12 protein-coding genes and 1 pseudogene are annotated in these 16,810 nt (G+C 68.1%); 9 read left to right on the top strand and 4 right to left on the bottom strand.

What is annotated here, in order from left to right:
- Nucleotides 1-33: 33 nt before the first annotated feature.
- Nucleotides 34-858, bottom strand: a complete 825-nt coding sequence (locus OCT49_RS33585; protein ID WP_283855561.1) for a cytochrome P450 — start codon at nucleotides 856-858, stop codon at nucleotides 34-36.
- A gap of 292 nt (nucleotides 859-1,150) precedes the next feature.
- Here OCT49_RS33585 and OCT49_RS33590 point away from each other — a divergent pair, with 292 nt between their 5' ends.
- Nucleotides 1,151-1,522, top strand: coding sequence for a nuclear transport factor 2 family protein (locus OCT49_RS33590; RefSeq protein WP_283855562.1), 372 nt, complete (start codon nucleotides 1,151-1,153; stop codon nucleotides 1,520-1,522).
- Nucleotides 1,523-1,776: 254 nt separating this feature from the next.
- Here OCT49_RS33590 and OCT49_RS33595 read toward each other — a convergent pair whose 3' ends face one another.
- The gene (locus OCT49_RS33595; protein WP_283855563.1) at nucleotides 1,777-2,865 is read right to left on the bottom strand and encodes an NADH:flavin oxidoreductase; all 1,089 of its coding nucleotides are present in this window, start codon (nucleotides 2,863-2,865) and stop codon (nucleotides 1,777-1,779) included.
- A 336-nt stretch (nucleotides 2,866-3,201) separates the two neighbouring features.
- Here OCT49_RS33595 and OCT49_RS33600 point away from each other — a divergent pair, with 336 nt between their 5' ends.
- The 8 genes and pseudogenes from OCT49_RS33600 to OCT49_RS33635 all read left to right on the top strand — a co-directional run bounded on the left by OCT49_RS33600 (nucleotide 3,202) and on the right by OCT49_RS33635 (nucleotide 14,697).
- Nucleotides 3,202-4,008: an oxidoreductase gene (locus tag OCT49_RS33600; RefSeq protein ID WP_283855564.1), complete on the top strand. Its 807-nt coding sequence runs from the start codon at nucleotides 3,202-3,204 to the stop codon at nucleotides 4,006-4,008.
- Between the two features lie 159 nt (nucleotides 4,009-4,167).
- Complete coding sequence (locus OCT49_RS33605; protein WP_283855565.1) at nucleotides 4,168-5,364, top strand: cytochrome P450; 1,197 nt, start codon at nucleotides 4,168-4,170, stop codon at nucleotides 5,362-5,364.
- Nucleotides 5,365-5,501: 137 nt separating this feature from the next.
- Nucleotides 5,502-8,945: a carboxylic acid reductase gene (gene car, locus OCT49_RS33610; protein ID WP_283855566.1), complete on the top strand. Its 3,444-nt coding sequence runs from the start codon at nucleotides 5,502-5,504 to the stop codon at nucleotides 8,943-8,945.
- Between the two features lie 765 nt (nucleotides 8,946-9,710).
- On the top strand, nucleotides 9,711-10,676 hold the full coding sequence (locus tag OCT49_RS33615; RefSeq protein WP_283855567.1) for a LysR family transcriptional regulator: 966 nt from the start codon (nucleotides 9,711-9,713) through the stop codon (nucleotides 10,674-10,676).
- A gap of 477 nt (nucleotides 10,677-11,153) precedes the next feature.
- On the top strand, nucleotides 11,154-11,543 hold the full coding sequence (locus OCT49_RS33620) for a CdaR family protein (protein ID WP_283855568.1): 390 nt from the start codon (nucleotides 11,154-11,156) through the stop codon (nucleotides 11,541-11,543).
- 221 nt (nucleotides 11,544-11,764) lie between these two features.
- Nucleotides 11,765-12,661, top strand: a complete 897-nt coding sequence (gene fabD / locus OCT49_RS33625) for an ACP S-malonyltransferase (protein WP_283855569.1) — start codon at nucleotides 11,765-11,767, stop codon at nucleotides 12,659-12,661.
- A 636-nt stretch (nucleotides 12,662-13,297) separates the two neighbouring features.
- A complete protein-coding gene (locus tag OCT49_RS33630; RefSeq protein WP_283855570.1) occupies nucleotides 13,298-13,435 on the top strand; it encodes a hypothetical protein in 138 nt (45 codons plus the stop codon).
- Nucleotides 13,436-13,964: 529 nt separating this feature from the next.
- Nucleotides 13,965-14,697 (top strand): annotated as a pseudogene (locus OCT49_RS33635) (transposase family protein).
- A gap of 120 nt (nucleotides 14,698-14,817) precedes the next feature.
- Here OCT49_RS33635 and OCT49_RS33640 read toward each other — a convergent pair.
- On the bottom strand, nucleotides 14,818-15,483 hold the full coding sequence (locus OCT49_RS33640) for a nitroreductase (RefSeq protein ID WP_283855571.1): 666 nt from the start codon (nucleotides 15,481-15,483) through the stop codon (nucleotides 14,818-14,820).
- Nucleotides 15,484-15,712: 229 nt separating this feature from the next.
- The gene (locus OCT49_RS33645; RefSeq protein WP_283855572.1) at nucleotides 15,713-16,441 is read right to left on the bottom strand and encodes an SDR family oxidoreductase; all 729 of its coding nucleotides are present in this window, start codon (nucleotides 16,439-16,441) and stop codon (nucleotides 15,713-15,715) included.
- Nucleotides 16,442-16,810 lie beyond the last annotated feature (369 nt).

Here is a 16,810-nt window from a genome sequence, read left to right on the forward strand (position 1 = left end):
CCGCGTGGCCGGACGGCCTCATCGGCCCGGTCGTCACCACCTGACGCGCATGCTCTGCAGGCCGTAGACGATGTCGTTGCGCTTGAACTCGGACTGCGCCAGCGGTTCGGCCAGCCGGAGCTCCGGTATGCGGCGCAGCAGCGTGGACAGCGCGACCTGGAGCTCGATCCGGGCCAGGTGCTGGCCGATGCGCACATGTGCGCCGAAGCCGAATGCCAGGTTGGTGCGGACCTGTCGCCCGAGGTCCAGGGTGTCCGAGGACGGGAACACGCTCTCGTCCCGGTTGCCGGAGGGGACGGCCGCGACCAGCCACTCGCCTGCCTTCACCTCGATACCGCCGATGGTGACGTCCTGGGTCGCATGGCGGAGCAGACCGAACTGGATCACCGACAGATAGCACAGCAGCTCCTCCACGGCGGTACCGATCAGGTCCGGATCGGCCCGCAACTCGGCCAGCTTCCCGGGGTTCTCCAGCAGCATCAGCATGCCCGGCGTGATCATGTTGGCGGTGGTCTCGTGCCCGGTGACCAGCAGCAGCACGCTGAGCGTGGCCGGCTCGCCCACTTCCAGCGGCCGGTCGGTATCGTTGCTCCGGGCGATCAGCCGGCTGAGCAGATCGCCCTGTGGTTCGGCGATCCGCTGCCTGATCAGCTCGCCGAGATACGCCTCCAGCCGCTGGCTGGCCGCGCCCCGGCTGACCTCGTCCGCCTCGAAGCTCATCAGCACCTGGCTGTCGAGCTGGAACATCTCGTGGTCCTTGTACGGCACCCCGAGCATCTCGCAGATCACCTTCGAGGGGATCGGCAGGGCGAAGTCCCGCACCAGATCGGCACCGGCGGCACGGTGAATGTTCGTCATGGTGAAAAGCTCCAGAACGGCGGGGTCACTGGGATTTCCGGCGTCCGTGGCGGTATGAATCCTGAGCGAATTACGATATTCCTGCGGAGGCGTCCTGGCTACTGCTAATGAGTCAGCCGACACAAGTCAAACTCATTCTGTCGATCTAGCACATCGCACTCTGTGATCCAGTCCGACCGCAACGCTTCATGGACCTAGGCGATCCAATGCATCGACATAATCATCTTGACCGTGAGAATGTGACTCCTCGATAGTGTGAGAGCAATCATTCGACGTGAAAAGGTGGTCCGGCATGACACAGGGCCTGCGTGTGCTCGTCAATGAGTTTCTGCGGCGGCTGGAGGCGTACGACTTTTCCGGTGCCCTGGCGCTGTGCACCGAAAAGGCCGTCGTATGGCAGAACGACGGTGAGGGGGAGGTGGCGATGAGTGACCGCCTCGACCATTTCAAGTCCTTTGTCACCAACGTCGACTCCCTCCGGTACGAGGTGACCCGACAGGTTCACAACGGAAGCGAGCTTTTCCAGCAGCATGTGCTGCGCCTGAATCTGGCCGGCGGTTCCTCCGATGAGGTCCACGCCGTGGTGTATTTCCGGTTCGAGGACGATCACATCGACCGGATCGAGGAGTACGTCTACACCGCGCCGGAGAAGAACGCGCGGTGACGCCGCCCACGGCGGACACTCACACGGTCTGCGGAAGCGTCGCGTGACCTTCCGCCCGCCGGGAGGCAGGACTCGGTGCAACGCATCCGGTGCGGGGCGTCCGTCCCCGCCGGGACGATCCGGTTCTCCCCGGACGAGTGAGGTACCACTCCCCGGTCCCGCGCTGCCCCGGGCCGACGCGGGACCGATGTCACCGGCGCCCGCTGACGACCGGTCGGCGTCTTCGGCCGCGTCGACGCGGTGCCGGACGGCCGTCAGACCAGGCTCTGGAGCACGGCAGGGTCGTACGCGACCGTCCACTCCAACTCGCCGCGGAGGGCCCGCGCCGCCCAGTCGGGGTTGGCCAGCAGCGACCGGCCGACCGCCACCAGGTCGAACTCGTCGCGCTCCAGCCGGGCCAGCAGTTCGTCGATGCCGGTCGTGTCGGACGGCGTGGTGAAGCCCGAGGTGAAGTCGCCATCGCCGTACTGCCGGACCATGCCGACCGAGCCGACCGTGACGGCGGGCTTCCCGGTGAGCTTGCGGGCCCAGCCCGCGAGGTTGAGGGAGCTGCCCTCGAACTCGGGGAGCCAGTAGCGGCGACTGGAGCCGTGGAACACATCGACCCCGGCCTCGGCCAGCGGCACCAGCAACTGCTCCAGCTCGCCGGGGTTCCGCGCGTTACGGGCGTCGTAACGGCCCAGCTTCCACTGGGAGAAGCGGAAGAAGACCGGGAAACCCGGGCTGACGGCCGCGCGGACGGCCCGTACCACCTCGGCGCCGAACCGAACGCGGGCGGCGGGGCTGCCGCCGTAGCCGTCCGTACGCCGGTTGGTCTCGCTCCACAGGAAGCTGTCGATCAGATAGCCGTGGGCGCCGTGTACCTCGACGCCGTCGAACCCGAGCCGCTCGGCGGTCCGCGCGGCCTCCGCGTAGGCGGCGACGGTGTCGTCGATGTCCCGCCGGGTCATGGCCACACCGGCCGGCCCGCCGTCCAGCCCTATGCCGGACGGGCCCTCGGCGGGCGGCTCGGTGGCGGTACGTGTGAGCCCCGTGTGCCAGAGCTGCGGAATGATCCTTCCGCCTGACTCGTGCACCCGGCGCACCACATGGGCCCAGCCGGTCAGCGCCCGTTCCCCGTGGAAGTCGGGCACGTTGTCGTAGGCCCCGGCAGCGGGGCGGTCGATGTAGGTGCCCTCGGTGATGATCAGTCCGGCCTGGTGGGTAGCCCGCCGGGCGTAGTACTCCGCCACATCGGGACCCGGCACCCCGCCGGGGGACGCGGTTCTGGTCATCGGGGCCATGACGATCCGGTTGGGGACCGTGAGGCTGCCCACGGTGAACGGTTCATCGAGACTGGCCATCGTTTCCTTCCGAGTCGAATGCGGACCGACGAAGGATTTCCGGTGGGGAAGTACTTCGGTCACGCTTGGATAGTGCCCGATCGACGGCGTCTTTGGCCACACCGCCCTGATGGAAAATAACAGATCTGCACGAGCGGACTCCTGCATTGCATGATGCGATGCACTGCAACGAAATTATTGGGTTGACCCGGTGCACGAGGGCGACGACAGTTGATCCCGTGGCTTTGCATCACAGGGGCAGTTGGTGCGCTACTTATTTCGTTATCGCAGCCAGGGAATTCCGGCACGATGCGTGCTGTTCCCAGGGCTGCCCGAGAAAGAAAGAGCGGAACCCACATGACGAGCCATGGCCGTTCTCTCGCGCCGTCCGTTGGGGAGCTGGAAGGCAAGCGGGCCGTGGTCACCGGCGGCAGCCGCGGGATCGGCGCCGCGATCGTGCGCAACCTCCTCGATGCCGGTGCCACCGTGGTCACCTCCGCTCGCAACCCGGACGAGGGGACGCCGTCCGGCGTCACCTTCGTCAAGGCCGACCTCAGTACCTCCGACGGGGTGCGCGAGTTCGCCGACGCCGCGCTGGAGACGCTCGGCGGCGTGGACATCGTGGTCAACAACGCGGGTGGCTGCCGTTCCTTCCACAGTGTGCTGGACCTGGAGAAGGACTGGCAGTACACGATGGACATCAACTTCCTGGCCGCGGTCCGGCTCAACGCGGCCCTGGTGCCCTCGCTGCGCGAGAGCGGCGGCGGGGTCGTCCTGCATGTCTCCTCCATCGCCACCATCGCGGCCTACCCGATCCTTTACCACTACGCCGCCGCCAAGGCCGCGCTGGAGACGTACAGCAAGGGTCTGGCCGCCGAGCTGGCGACGGACGGCATCCGGGTCCTCTCCGTGTGCCTGGGCAATGTGGAGACACCCGCCTCGAAGATCGCGCGCGGACAGGCAGTCGAGTATTTCGGCGGCGTGGCCGACCCGGCCGGCCTCGAAGCCCTCGCCGGGAACTGGGCTGCGGAAATTCCGCTGGGGCGGCTCGGTGCAGCCGAGGACATCGCCGAAGCGGTCGGTTTCCTGGTCTCCCCGCGAGCTTCATGGATCACCGGCAGCAATATCGTCATTGACGGCGGAAAGACGGCCGGACTTTCCTGAACGCCGGGATCTTGCCCCGTCATTCGCGAATAAAGGAATCCGCCCCTTCCTTTCCTCGATGAAGGAATCCGACCAGCTTTTTTAGAGGCGGGGAACCGGCCCGTCCGTGCGCCGGAGAAACCCGACCTCAGCACACGTAGTCCTGGAAGGACCGACACCATGACCGAGACAGCTGCGGGCGGCCTCCGGGCGTATCCGTTCGGACCGATAACCCGACTCGACATCGACCCGAATCTGGTCGAGATATGCAGTGAGCAGCCTGTGCTGCGGGTGCGTCTGCCCTTCGGCGGCGACGGCTGGCTGGTCACCCGGCACGCGGATGTCCGGACCGTGCTGGCCGACCCGCGCTTCAGCCGGGCCGCCGCCGTGGGCGACCATGTGCCCCGCACGGTCGCGGTCGGACTGCCCGCCACCTCGATGCTCAGCATGGACCCGCCGGATCACACCCGGCTGCGCCGCCGGGTGGCGAACGCGTTCGCCACCCGCCGGCTGAAGACACTGCGCCCGCGCGTCGAGGAGATCGTGAACGGCTTGCTCGACACCATGGTGGCCGCCGGCGGCCATGCGGATCTTACCCAGGCCCTCACCTGGCCGCTGCCGATCACCGTGATCTGCGAGATGCTGGGCGTGCCCAAGGCCGACCACGACCGGTTCACCGAGTGGGTGGACGGCCTGCTGATGCTCTCCGACCCGGAGCAGTCCGCCGCGGCCCGGGAGCAGCTTTGTGGATACCTCGCCGATCTGATCGCGCGGCGCCGTACGGCCTGCACCGAGGACCTGCTCGGCGAGCTGGTCGCGGGGGAGGAGGAAGAACCGCTCGGCGAGGGTGAACTCGTCGGCCTCGGAGTAAGCCTGCTCTCCGCCGGTCAGGAGGCCACCGCCAACCAGATCGGCAACTTCGTCTACACCCTGCTGACCCGGCCCGGCCTCTGGCGGCGGCTCGTCGACGATCCCGTGCTCATCCCCGGTGCGGTCGAGGAACTCTCCCGGTTCATCCCGATCAGCGCCACCGCCGGCTTCACCCGGATCGCCACCGAGGACGTGGAACTGGGCGGGCAGATCATCCGGGCCGGTGACGCGGTGGTCGCCGAATTGGGCATGGCCAACCGCGACCCCGAGGTGTTCGAACGCCCCGAGGAGATCGACTTCGGGCGCGAGCGGGTCCCCCATGTCACCTTCGGATTCGGCATCCACCACTGCCTCGGTGCCCAACTGGCCCGGATGGAGCTGAACGTGGTGCTCGAAGTCCTGGTCCGGCGGCTGCCCGGACTCCATCTCGCGGTCGAGCCCGACCAGTTGGCCTGGCGGACCGAGCGCCTCGTTCGGGGCGTGGCCGCACTTCCGGTCGGCTGGTGAGACACCCCGCCGTGCGCCCGGCACCGTGACATGTGCCGGAGCCGGCTTCGGCAGGGGCGCACCGCCGGGCCGTCCCGGTGCCCACCCGCTCGCATATGACCCGGCGACCTCGCCGCAACGCCAAGGGAGAGCTGTTCATGGCAGAACCACAGGACGCGAGCACCGCGGCCGCATCCGAGCCGGGCCGGGGACTCGCCGAGGTTCTGGCGTCCGTGGACCTGGGCGAGGCGCTCGCTGAGGTCATGGCGGCCATCTTCGAGAACCACGGGGACCTCCCGGCCCTCGGCGAACGCGCCGTGGACCCGGCGACCGGACAGCTGCTGCCGCGCTTCGACACCCTCACCTACCGCGAACTGTGGGCGCGGGTCCGCGCCGTCGCGAGCCGGTGGCACCACGACCCGGAGTACCCGCTGCGGCCGGGCGACCGTATCTGCACCCTGGGTTTCACCAGTGTCGACTACGCGACCCTCGACCTGGCCTGTATCCATGCCGGTGTGGTACCCGTCCCCCTCCAGTCCAGCGCGCCGCTGTCGCAGCTCGGGCCGATCATTGCGGAGACCGAACCGCGTGTCCTCGCCGTCAGCGCCGAATATCTGGAGGTCGCGGTCCCGGCCGTCCTGGCGGCGCCCTCCGTCCAGCGGCTGACCGTGTTCGATCAGCGCCCCGGACCCGAGGGGCGGGACGCGCTGGAGGCCGCCCGGCGGCGCCTCGCCGAGGCCGGCCGGCCGGTGGCTGTGGACACCCTGGCCGAGGTGATCGACCGCGGACGCCGACTGCCGCCCGCGCCCCTGTTCACCGCCGCCCCCGGCGAGGACCCGCTGTCCCTGCTCATCTACACCTCCGGCAGCACTGGCGCCCCCAAGGGCGCCATGTACACCCAACGGCTGGTCGGCACCGCCTGGTACGGGTTCAGCTACGGGGCGGCGGACACGCCTCCGGTCAGCGTGCTCTATATGCCGCACAGCCATCTGGCCGGCCGCTACGCGCTGATGGGCTCCCTGGTCAAGGGCGGTGTCGGCTACTTCACCGCGCGCAGCGACCTGTCCACGCTGTTCGAGGACATCACGCTGGTGCGTCCCACCGAGTTGACCGCGGTCCCCCGGATCTGCGACATGCTGTTCGAGCGGTACCGCGCCGAACTGGACCGGCGGGCCGGGGAGCCCGGCGATGTCGAGGCGGCGGTCAGAAAGGACCTCCGGGAGAATTTCCTCGGCGGCCGGGTCGCCAAGGCGTTCGTCGGGACTGCCCCCGTCTCGGGCGAGATCGCGTCCTTCGTCGAGTCCTGTCTCGGCTTCCACCTGTACACCGGCTACGGCTCCACGGAGGCCGGCGGGGTCCTCCTGGACACGGTGGTGCAGCGCCCGCCCGTCATCGACTACAAGCTCGCGGACGTTCCCGAACTCGGCTACTACAGCACCGACCTGCCGTATCCGCGAGGCGAACTGCTGCTCAAGTCCAAGACACTCATTACTGGTTACTACAAGCGCCCCGAGCTGACCGCCTCGATCTTCGACGAGGACGGCTACTACCGGACCGGCGACGTCTTCGCCGAGACCGGGCCCGACCGGCTGATCTACGTCGATCGCACCAAGGACACCCTGAAGCTGTCCCAGGGGGAGTTCGTGGCCGTCTCCCGCCTGGAGGCGGTCTTCGTGGGCGGCCCGCTGATCCGGCAGATCTATGTGTACGGCAACAGTGAGCGTGCCTATCTGCTCGCGGTGGTGGTACCCACCGCGGACGCGCTGGCCGGGTGCGGAGGCGACCTCGCGTCCCTCAAGTCGCTGCTCGCGGAATCGCTCCGGCGGACCGCCAAGGAGGCCGGCCTCGACTCGTACGAGATCCCCAGGGACTTCCTGATCGAGGCCGAGCCCTTCAGCATCGAGAACGGTCTTTACACTGAGAGTCACAAACTGCCGCGCGTCCGGCTCAAGGAACGCTACGGTGCCACTCTCGAACGCCTGTATGACGAGCTGGCCGAGGGGCACGCCGAGCAGTTGCGCGAGGTACGGCGGTGCGGGCCGGACCGGCCGGTGGCGGAGACCGTCAGCCGGGCCGCCCAGGCGCTGCTGGGCTGCGCGGACGCCGAGCCGAGCGCCGACACCCACTTCACCGACCTGGGCGGAGACTCGCTGTCCGCGCTCTCCTTCTCCCGGTTGCTGGAGGAGATCTTCCAGGTGGAGGTTCCAGTCGGGGTGATCATCAGCCCAGCCCACGATCTGAGACGGGTCGCCGGATACATCGAGGCGCGGCGCCGCGCCCGCGCTGGGTGCCCCACGTTCGCCACCGTGCACGGCGAGCACAGCACCGAGGTCCGCGCCGCCGACCTCACTCTGGAGAAGTTCATCGACGCCGCCACACTGGCCGGGGCGGCGGAACTGCCGCGTTCCGACGGCCCCCCGAGGACCGTCATGCTGACCGGAGCCACCGGCTACCTCGGCCGGTTCCTGTGCCTGGAGTGGCTGGGCCGGCTGGCGCCCGCGGGCGGCAGGCTCGTCTGTATCGTGCGCGGCGGCGACCCGGCCGCCGCCCGACGCAGGCTGGAGGAGAGCTTCGGCAGCGGTGACACCGAACTGTCCCGGCGCTTCCGCGACCTGGCCGAGGGAACCCTGGACGTCCTCGCGGGGGATGTCGGCGAGCCGCTGCTGGGACTGGAGGAGAACACCTGGCGCACCCTGGCCGAGACCGTGGACCTGGTCGTCCATTCGGCCGCCCTGGTGAACCATCTGCTGCCCTACAGCCAGTTGTTCGGCCCGAATGTGGCCGGCACGGCCGAGGTGATCCGGTTCGCCCTCACCGCACGGCTGAAGCCCGTCTCCTATGTGTCGACCGTCGCCGTGGGCCTCGGGACCGCAGGCGGTTCCCTGGACGAGGACGCCGACATCCGAGACATCAGGCCGGTACGGCACCTCGACGAGAGCTACGCGGGCGGCTACGCCACCAGCAAGTGGGCCGGTGAGGTCCTGCTCCGGGAGGCGTACGACCGGTGCGGTCTGCCGGTCGCCGTCTTCCGGTCCGACAACATCCTCGCGCACAGCACACACCCCGGGCAGCTCAATGTGTCCGACACCTTCACCCGTCTGCTGCTGAGCCTGCTTGCCACCGGTGTCGCGCCGGGCTCGTTCTACGGCGACGGCGGCGGCGCACGCGCGCACTACGGCGGACTGCCCGTCGACTTCACCGCGGAGGCCGTCACCGTGCTGGGTGCGCTGGCCACTTACGGCTACCGGATCTTCAACGTGGTCAACCCGCACGACGACGGTGTCTCGCTGGACACCTGTGTCGAATGGCTGATCGAGGCCGGCCATTCGGTCCAGCGGATCGACGACCACGCCCAGTGGCTCACCCGCTGCACGGTCGCGCTCCGGGCCCTGCCGGAACGTCAGCGCCGGCACTCGCTGCTCCCGTTGCTGCACGCCTTCGCCGAGCCGGAGACGCCGCCCGGCGGTTCAGCACTCCCCGCCGAGCGGTTCCGCGCCGCCGTACGCGCCGAAAAGGTCGGATCCGACGGGGACATCCCCCATCTGTCGGCCGACCTGATCCGGAAGTACGTCACGGATCTACGGCTGCACGGCCTGCTCTGAGAACTTCCGTGCGGCCCGGCGGGGGTCCGGGCCGCACGGAAGCGGTGTCCGCTGCTCGGAGCCACTCGGTCTCGTGGTCCGTGGCGGTGGTGTCACCTGCGGCCACGATGACCGTCTGCGCCGGATGGGCGAGCGGGTGGCCCGCCCCGGACAAGACGCCGAGCGCGGCGGCCGTCCCCAGCAGCGAGAGGCACAGGGCGGTTCTGGCGGCGGCGAGGAGACAGCTGACAGGCCCGGGAACTTCCAGGCGGTCGAAAGCCCCGGGAGCCGATTTCCCTTGAGTCCCTCGCAGGAAGAAAATGACTGGACGTAAAGTCCGAAAAGGTGCACACATCTTTTGAGGGTGCCTCGTTAGGGTGATTCGCAGAGATTCGGGATGTGGCCGGTCGTGCCGACTTTTGCCGTCGCCGGGGCCGAGCCAGCCGTGAGACGTGCCGATGCTGAGCCAGAGGGGTGCGGTGTGCCGTCGTCGATGGAGGCGTTGGAGGCCAGGCGGGCTGAGGCGCAGGCGAGGCCGAGCGGCTGCGTGAGCAGATCGCTGGTCTGTCGGAGGAGTTGTCGCGCGCGGAGAAGCAGCTGACGCGGCTGCAGATCGCGCGGGAGACGGTGGAAGAGGTGCCTGTACCAGCAGCAGGAGTTCATCCGCAACCACCAGACGCGTTAACGCGACCAGCCCATACCCACCGACTGATCGACAGCCCTCTCAGAAGATCTGCACCCAAGTTCGAGTGTTACCCTCCAGGAGGTTTTCGCCGGATGCGTGCTATGACCGATCAGTTGGGATTCAGTCTCACCCAACTCCAGTACTTCGTGGTCTCCGCCGAACTCGGCAACATATCCGAGGCTGCGGAGAGACTCTGTACCTCGCAGTCGACGGTGTCGTCGGCCGTACGCCGCCTCGAACGCCATCTCGGCGTCCAGTTGCTGCTTCGCCACCATGCCCGGGGGGTGAGCCTCACCCCCAGCGGGCGCCACCTCTTGCACGAAGCCCATTTACTGCTGAGGCAGGCCAGAAGCCTCAAGGCACAGAGCGACTCCCTGGCGAGCGATATCACGGGTCCCCTCGATGTCGGCTTCTTCTATCCGATCGCCCCGTTCCTCCGGCCGCTGGTCTGCCGGCTGATCGAAAAACGCCATGGGGTGCTCCAGTTGAACGTGCACGAGGAATCCGCCGAGGAAATCCTGAAATTCCTGCGGGCTGGCCGATGCGAGATGATCGTGACCTACGACTTCCTGGCGGAGGAATCCGTTTTCCACCCGCTCGTCGAGCTACCGGTCCACGCCCTCGTGGCCGAGGACGGTCCCGGGGCCGATGACGGTCGGGTCTCACTGGGCGAACTGGTCGCCCGGCCCCTTGTCACCCTGGACTCCCCACCGCTCCTCCGCCACTTCGAGAAGCTGTGCGTCGACGCGGGCGTCGCGATGCCCCCGGTGATCAGGACGACGACGCAGGAGACCATGCGTGGGCTCGTGGCCGCCGGCTTCGGATTCGCACTGATGTACCAACGCGCCTCGCCAGTCACCACGTTCGACGGCCGAAGGGTCCGCGCGGTCGACATCGTCGACGACCTGGCCTCGTCGTCCCTCGGTGTGGGCATCATGCCCGGATCCGCCATGAGCGGTCGCGCCAAGGCATTCCTCAGCGTGCTGCGCTCGGTGATCTCGGTCGGTTACGACGTGACCCCGCAGCCGGGCCCGGACGACACACCCGCATCCCTGTGGACACGGTGAGCGGTGGACCAATGAGCGGCGTCCCGGCGAGCCACAGGCTCATGGTGGAACATCCGTGGGTCCGGCGCTTACGGTCCCGCGACACGTCCGTGCTCGTCGCCGCGGTCAGCGACGAGGCCACCCTCCGCGAGGCCCGGCTCCAGATCGGCGTCGGCGCCGTCGGCCGGGTGATGGAGACCGCCCGGCCGACGGACGCGACCGCCCCGGGCCGGTCCGCGGGACCGTCCAGGATCCCCGACGATCTGACCGCCCGCTGCGCTGAGGCGCTCGCGCTCCCCTTCCTCCGATCCCTGGCGGGATTTCCGACCGACGACCTTCCGGACGTCATCGGCCAGTCCGTCCGCGAGTGCATCCGGCAGAACCTGCCCGTGGGTCTCTCGACCCTGTGGGCCCGGGGGTCGAAGGTCAGCGGAGACCCCCTGCTGCTCCGGCGGTCGCGCCGCGCCGCGGCGCCCCGGACGTCCTGGGCACGCGGGGGTGCACATCGCGGCGGGCCTGCCGGGGGAAGGGACCGAGGGATTCCGGACCAGTCACCGCCAGGCCGGCGAGACGGCCGAGCTGATCCGCGCGGCCGGTCCCGGCGCCGTCGTCCGGTCGTCGCCGTACAACTACGCCGATCTGGAGCTGGTCATTCTGCTGAGATCGCGGCGGGATCGCAGCGCCGCGTTCGGCCACCGTGAACTCGGACCGCTGGCCGACGACGGGATGTCCGAACTGAGGGCCACCGTCAAGTGCTACCTGGACACGGAACGCAGTATGTCCGCCGTCGGCCGGCTGCACATCGCCAAGAGTCGCGTCGCCTACCGGATACGGAAGGCGGAACACCTCCTGGGCCGGCCGGTCAAGGGCAACTGTCTGCGGTTGTAGAGCGCGCTACTGCTGTTCGACGTACTCGGCCCCGTCGCCCTCGCCACCACCGCGGACAGCGGGTCCCGGGCACGGCCGTACGCCGTCGCCGCACCGGCATCGGGGACGTGAGACCGAGGACGCCTCGGAGATCCGGTGGAGACCACCCTTGTCGCCACCAGGAAACGATGTTTCCGAAAAACCGATCGGGTTTTTCGGCGGATTCTGTTCTGGGAGACGCCATGCCATTTGCAGTTCTCTTCCCCGGGCAGGGAGCGCAGTCCCGGGGAATGGGCGCGGATTTATTCGACCGCTATCCCGGACTCACGGAGTTCGCCCGCGACCTCCTGGGATACGACCTCATCGCGCTCTGCCGGGACGACCCGGACAACGTCCTTTCGCGGACGGAGTACACCCAGCCCGCGCTCTTCGTCGTCAACGCCCTGCACTTTTTCGAGAGGGAGCGCCGGGAGGAGCGCCGGGCCGACTGCTACCTCGGGCATAGCCTCGGCGAGTACAACGCCCTGCTGGCCGCCGGAGCCTTCGACTTCGAGACCGGTCTGCGACTGGTCAAAAAGCGCGGTGAACTCATGGCGGCGGCCTCCGGCGGCGGTATGACGGCCGTACTGGACCTACCCGTGGAGAAGCTTCTCGACGTCTTCCGGCAGGACGGGGTCGAGGCGGTGGACCTGGCAGGCCTCAACACCGACACCCAGACCGTCATCGCGGGCCCCGCCGAGGCACTGCGCACCGCACACGCGGCGCTGGCACGCCGAGGGGTGCGCTTCGTCCCGCTGCGGGTCGGCGGGCCGTTCCACTCGCGGTACATGGACCCGGCCCGTATCGAATTCGAGAAGTATCTGAAGACCTTCGCGTTCGGGGAACTCCACACACCGGTGATCGCCAACGCCACCGGACTCCCGTACCGGGAGAGCGAAATCGTCCGGACGCTCTGCGATCAGCTTGTGCAGCCGGTCCGTTGGTCCGACAGCGTGCGCTTTCTGCTGGACGGCGGTTCCCCGCTGGAATGCGAGGAAATAGGCGGGCGGTCCCTGCTGAAAATGGTGTGTCAGATCAGTGACGCGCGGGATCGCGAGACGGACCCGACGGCCGGGCGAGGGGAACGGGGAATTCGATGACGACCCCGGGCGCGGTGCCGGGACCGCCGCGCGGCCGGCGACCCCGAGCACGCCGCCTTCGCTGCGAGTTATGTGGGCCTGGTGAGCGCGGTGCTGGATCTGCGGCACACCGAGAAGAACACCCCCGTCCGGCGGTCACCGCCGAAGCGCGACGACCAGGATCCGGCGTCGCTGGTCGAGGCCGTAGAGCGCCAACTCCTCAACACCCGCCACATGATGCTGAGGGCGGCGAGGGCGGTGCGCGCCTGGCGGGACGCCGCGTCCACGAACGCGCGGCCGAGGCGGTCGCCTCGGACACCGGCACCGGTGAGGGCGAACTCATCGAGATCGAACAGTGGTGCGTTGATACGGCGGACGGGACGACCTGGCTGCTCGGCACCGGCCCGCTGCCCGGGTGGCGCACGGTGGCACCCGGCACCCGGTCCTCGCTGCGCGACTGGGGGGGGACACCTTGATGTCGAGCTTCTGCGGAACACAGTTGCCGGTCGCCGACGCCTCCGCCCGGAGCGCCGTCAATGTTGATGTCTGGCAAGTCCTGCCACTGGCATCACGTCTCGGAGACCCTCGCAGAGACGACCCGGGCCGCGCGGAGGGCATATTTCGTCTCGACCGCCGGGCTCGACAAGCAGTTCGCCGGTGTCGAGATGGGGGGAAGGCGTCGACTTCGCCACCGACTCCGCGTGGCTGGCCGCGGCGATCAGCGGCCTCGGATACGCCTGCGAGATCCTCATGACCCCGTCCGTGTCCGCGATCCGGGTCCATGCCCGGCGCTGACGGCGACCAGGCGTGCGGCGCGATCACTCAGCACCTCGCACAGTTCGATCACATCAAGTCAGAACAAGGGAGGCTCCGTTGATGAATCCGCCGAAGGGCCCCACTCTCTTCGCTTGCATTCCTCACTCCGGCCAACTGAACGCGGTGATATCCGTCGCTGCCGAGCTGTCCCGCCGCGGTGTTCCCGATCTGTGATTCTCCTGCCACCCTGGCCGCCGGCGGGAGATCGAGGCCGCCGCGACCGGAAGCCCCATCGGTTTCATCCCGTTTGACTGCGGGCCCTCCCGGTCCGAGGTGGATGATTTCATCCTGGACGAGAAGAAGGTTCACCCCAGAGATCTGAGCGGCCTGGAGCACTGAATCGTTTCCAACCTGACGGTGTTGGTTGCGTGTTGGGCGGATCTACGGAACGACGAAGCTCCTGGTAGACGGGTTCACGACCAAGATCTACCGTCTGCCAGGAGCTTCGTGTGCTTGTCTACCCTTCTTCAAGCTCTCGGCTCCGCTCGAGCGGGGGAGACCCCATTCGATCGGCCTGTCCAGCCGCGCGTTGCGGTACCTGGCCGGACGACTCGTTGCCCGGCGAGGGGAGATTGGGACCCGGTGGCGGCGTCTGACCGCCGGCCGCCAGGCTCTCCTCGCCCTGGTCCATCTGCGGTGTGGTGACACCTGCGCCCAGCTTGCCGCTGGGTTCGGGATCGGCATCGCGACCGCGTACCGCTACATATGCGAAGCCGTCGACATGCTGGCCGCGCTCGCGCCCACCCTGGCCGAGGCGATGCGTATTGCGCGGACCAAGGCGCTCGTGATCCTGGACGGCACCCTGCTGCCGATCGACCGGATCGCCGCAGACACCCCGTACCACTCAGGCAAACACAAGCGCCACGACATGAACGTCCAAGTCCTCACCCACCCGTTCGGCCGCCTGCTGCGGGCCTCGCCCGCACTTCCCGGCTCCACCCACGACCTGACCGCCGCCCGCACCCACGGCATCGTCGACGCACTCACCGACGCCGGCCTCAAGCGCTGGGCCGACAAGACATACCAGGGCGCCGATGGCTCCATCCCGATGCCCTTCCGTGACCGTCGCCCCAAGCGGTGGCAGCACCGGCACAACAGCACACACGCCAAGATCCGCTGCCTCGGCGAGCAGGCATGGCCACCCTGAAGAGCCGGCGTCTCTACGGAAACTCCGCCGCAGCACCAACCGGATCACAGCGATCGTCCAGACCCTCTTCGTCCTTCATCACGCCTCAGCGTGAGGTTGGAAAGGCTCTGTGACGGAGCGCAGGGTCAGGCGAAGGCCGCTCTCGCGTCAGGCACTCAGCCGAAAGCGACACCAAGTTCGATGTTACGTTCGACCGCGGACTGTAAGCGCCAAGTTAGTCCTCGATGAACGTGACCATCTCCTCGAGTGGCGCCCGGCCCGTACGGGCGTAATCCACCGCGGCGTCCTCGAACCCGATCGACATGCCGCAGAAGAGGATGAGCTCGTCCGGGGGCGAGAGGATCTCCGCGACGGTCTTGCGGTACACCGACCACGCCATCTGCGGGCAACTGTGCAGCCCTTCGGCGCGCAGCAGCAGCATGACGGTCTGCAGGTACATGCCGACGTCGGACCATTGGGGCAGCCCCAGGCCACGGTCGATGTAGCAGAACAGGGCGGCAGGCGCGCCGAAGCAGTCCCAGTTCGCGGAAGCCGCCCGCTGGCGCGCCTCCCAGTCCTCGTGCCCGATACCGAGTGCGCTGTAGCGCTCACGGCCGAAGGCAGATCGGCGCTCGCGGTACGGAGACTTCAGCGCGGACGGGTACATTTCGTACTCCCGCTCGTCCCAAGGGTCGCATGAGGCCACGCGTTCACCGGCACGTCTCTTGAGCTCGGCCAGCGGCCGGCCGGTCAGTACGTAGGCGCGCCACGGCTGGAGATTTGACCCGGATGGTGCCCAAGCCGCGGCGGACAGCACGCGTTCCAGCACCTCCCTCGGCACGTGCCGGTCGGTGAACCCGCGCACTGCCCGTCGGCTCGTGACCGCCTCGTAGACGTCCAAGGCCGTCTACCTCCTCACCCGCTCCACGTGTTTGTCCACGGACAGTCGGGAACCTTGAAATGCGACTCGCCGCAGCACCGGGCGAATCGGGTGACCAGTGCGGTGGATGCCCTGGCTGCGTGAGGCTGTATGGGTCGCGCCCGGCCCCTGTACGGAGTACGTGGCGTCACTTACGACGGGCTGGGGCCGGGTTCTCTGCGGTCTGCGTGCCGGAGGGAGCGCGAGTGGGTCAGGAGAGCCAGTCGGCGTAGCGGGTGGGGGCGAGGTGAGCGTCCTTGTCGGTGAGGACGTCCCCTTTGACGGCGGCGAACATGCCGGCGGTGGGGTCGGTGACGACGGTGCGGTTGTCGCCCTTGTGGGAGAGGGTGATCCGGCCCAGCTCGTCCAGGTTGAAGATCTCGGGGCCTGCGATGTTGCGCCTGCCGTTCAGCGGGGTGCCCGCGGCGACCTCTGCCACCGCGTCGGCCACGTCCTTGGCCGCGATCGGCTGGATCGGCGTGGCGGGCAGCCGGACGGTGTCGCCGTCGGTGGTCCAGGACAGGACGGCGTCCATGAACTCCATGAACTGCGTGGCCCGGACGATCGAGTAGGGGATCGGCTCGGCCGTGAGGATGTCTTCCTGGAGGGTCTTGGCCCGGTAGTAATCCAGCTCCGGGACCTGGTCCGTTCCGACGATCGAGAGGATGACGAAGTGGCCGACGCCGCCCTTTTGGGCTGCGGCCAGAAGGTTGTCCATCGAGGTCTGGAAGAAGGCCGGGGACGCTTCGTCGAAGGTCGGGGAGTTCGTCAGATTGACGACGACGTCGGCTCCCGCCACAGCCTCGTCCAGCCCCTGGCCGCTGATGACGTCGACTCCGGTGGACTGCGAGTGAGGTACCGCCTCGTGCCCGGCGGCGTTCAGCTTCTTGACGACCTGCGACCCGATCAGCCCGGTGCCACCGATGACTGCGAACTTCATGACACTCCTTTCGTTGAGATTGTGTACGTAATATGGCATATGGATCGCTGTGTGGGCGTGGCAAGAAGCGGCGCCCTGATCGGCTGAGGAACGGGGGTGCGCAGACTGTTCACGAGGGTGACCATTTCGCCGAGGGGTGACTGGCTTGTGCAGGCGTCACCTGCTGTGACGTCTTCGAACCAATCGACATGCCGCAGAAGAGGATGAGCTCGTCCGGAGCGGTAGGACTTCCGTGACGGTCCTGTGGTGTTTCGCTCACGCCGTCTGCTGCAGATGCATGCCGACATTGGTCCATTGGGGTGAGCCCATGTCGTGGTCGATGTAGCAGAGCAGGGCGGCGGGCGCGGGGAAACAGTCCCAGTTCACGGA

Origin of the sequence: Streptomyces sp. ML-6 (assembly GCF_030116705.1) — a bacterium.
GTDB lineage: Bacteria > Actinomycetota > Actinomycetes > Streptomycetales > Streptomycetaceae > Streptomyces.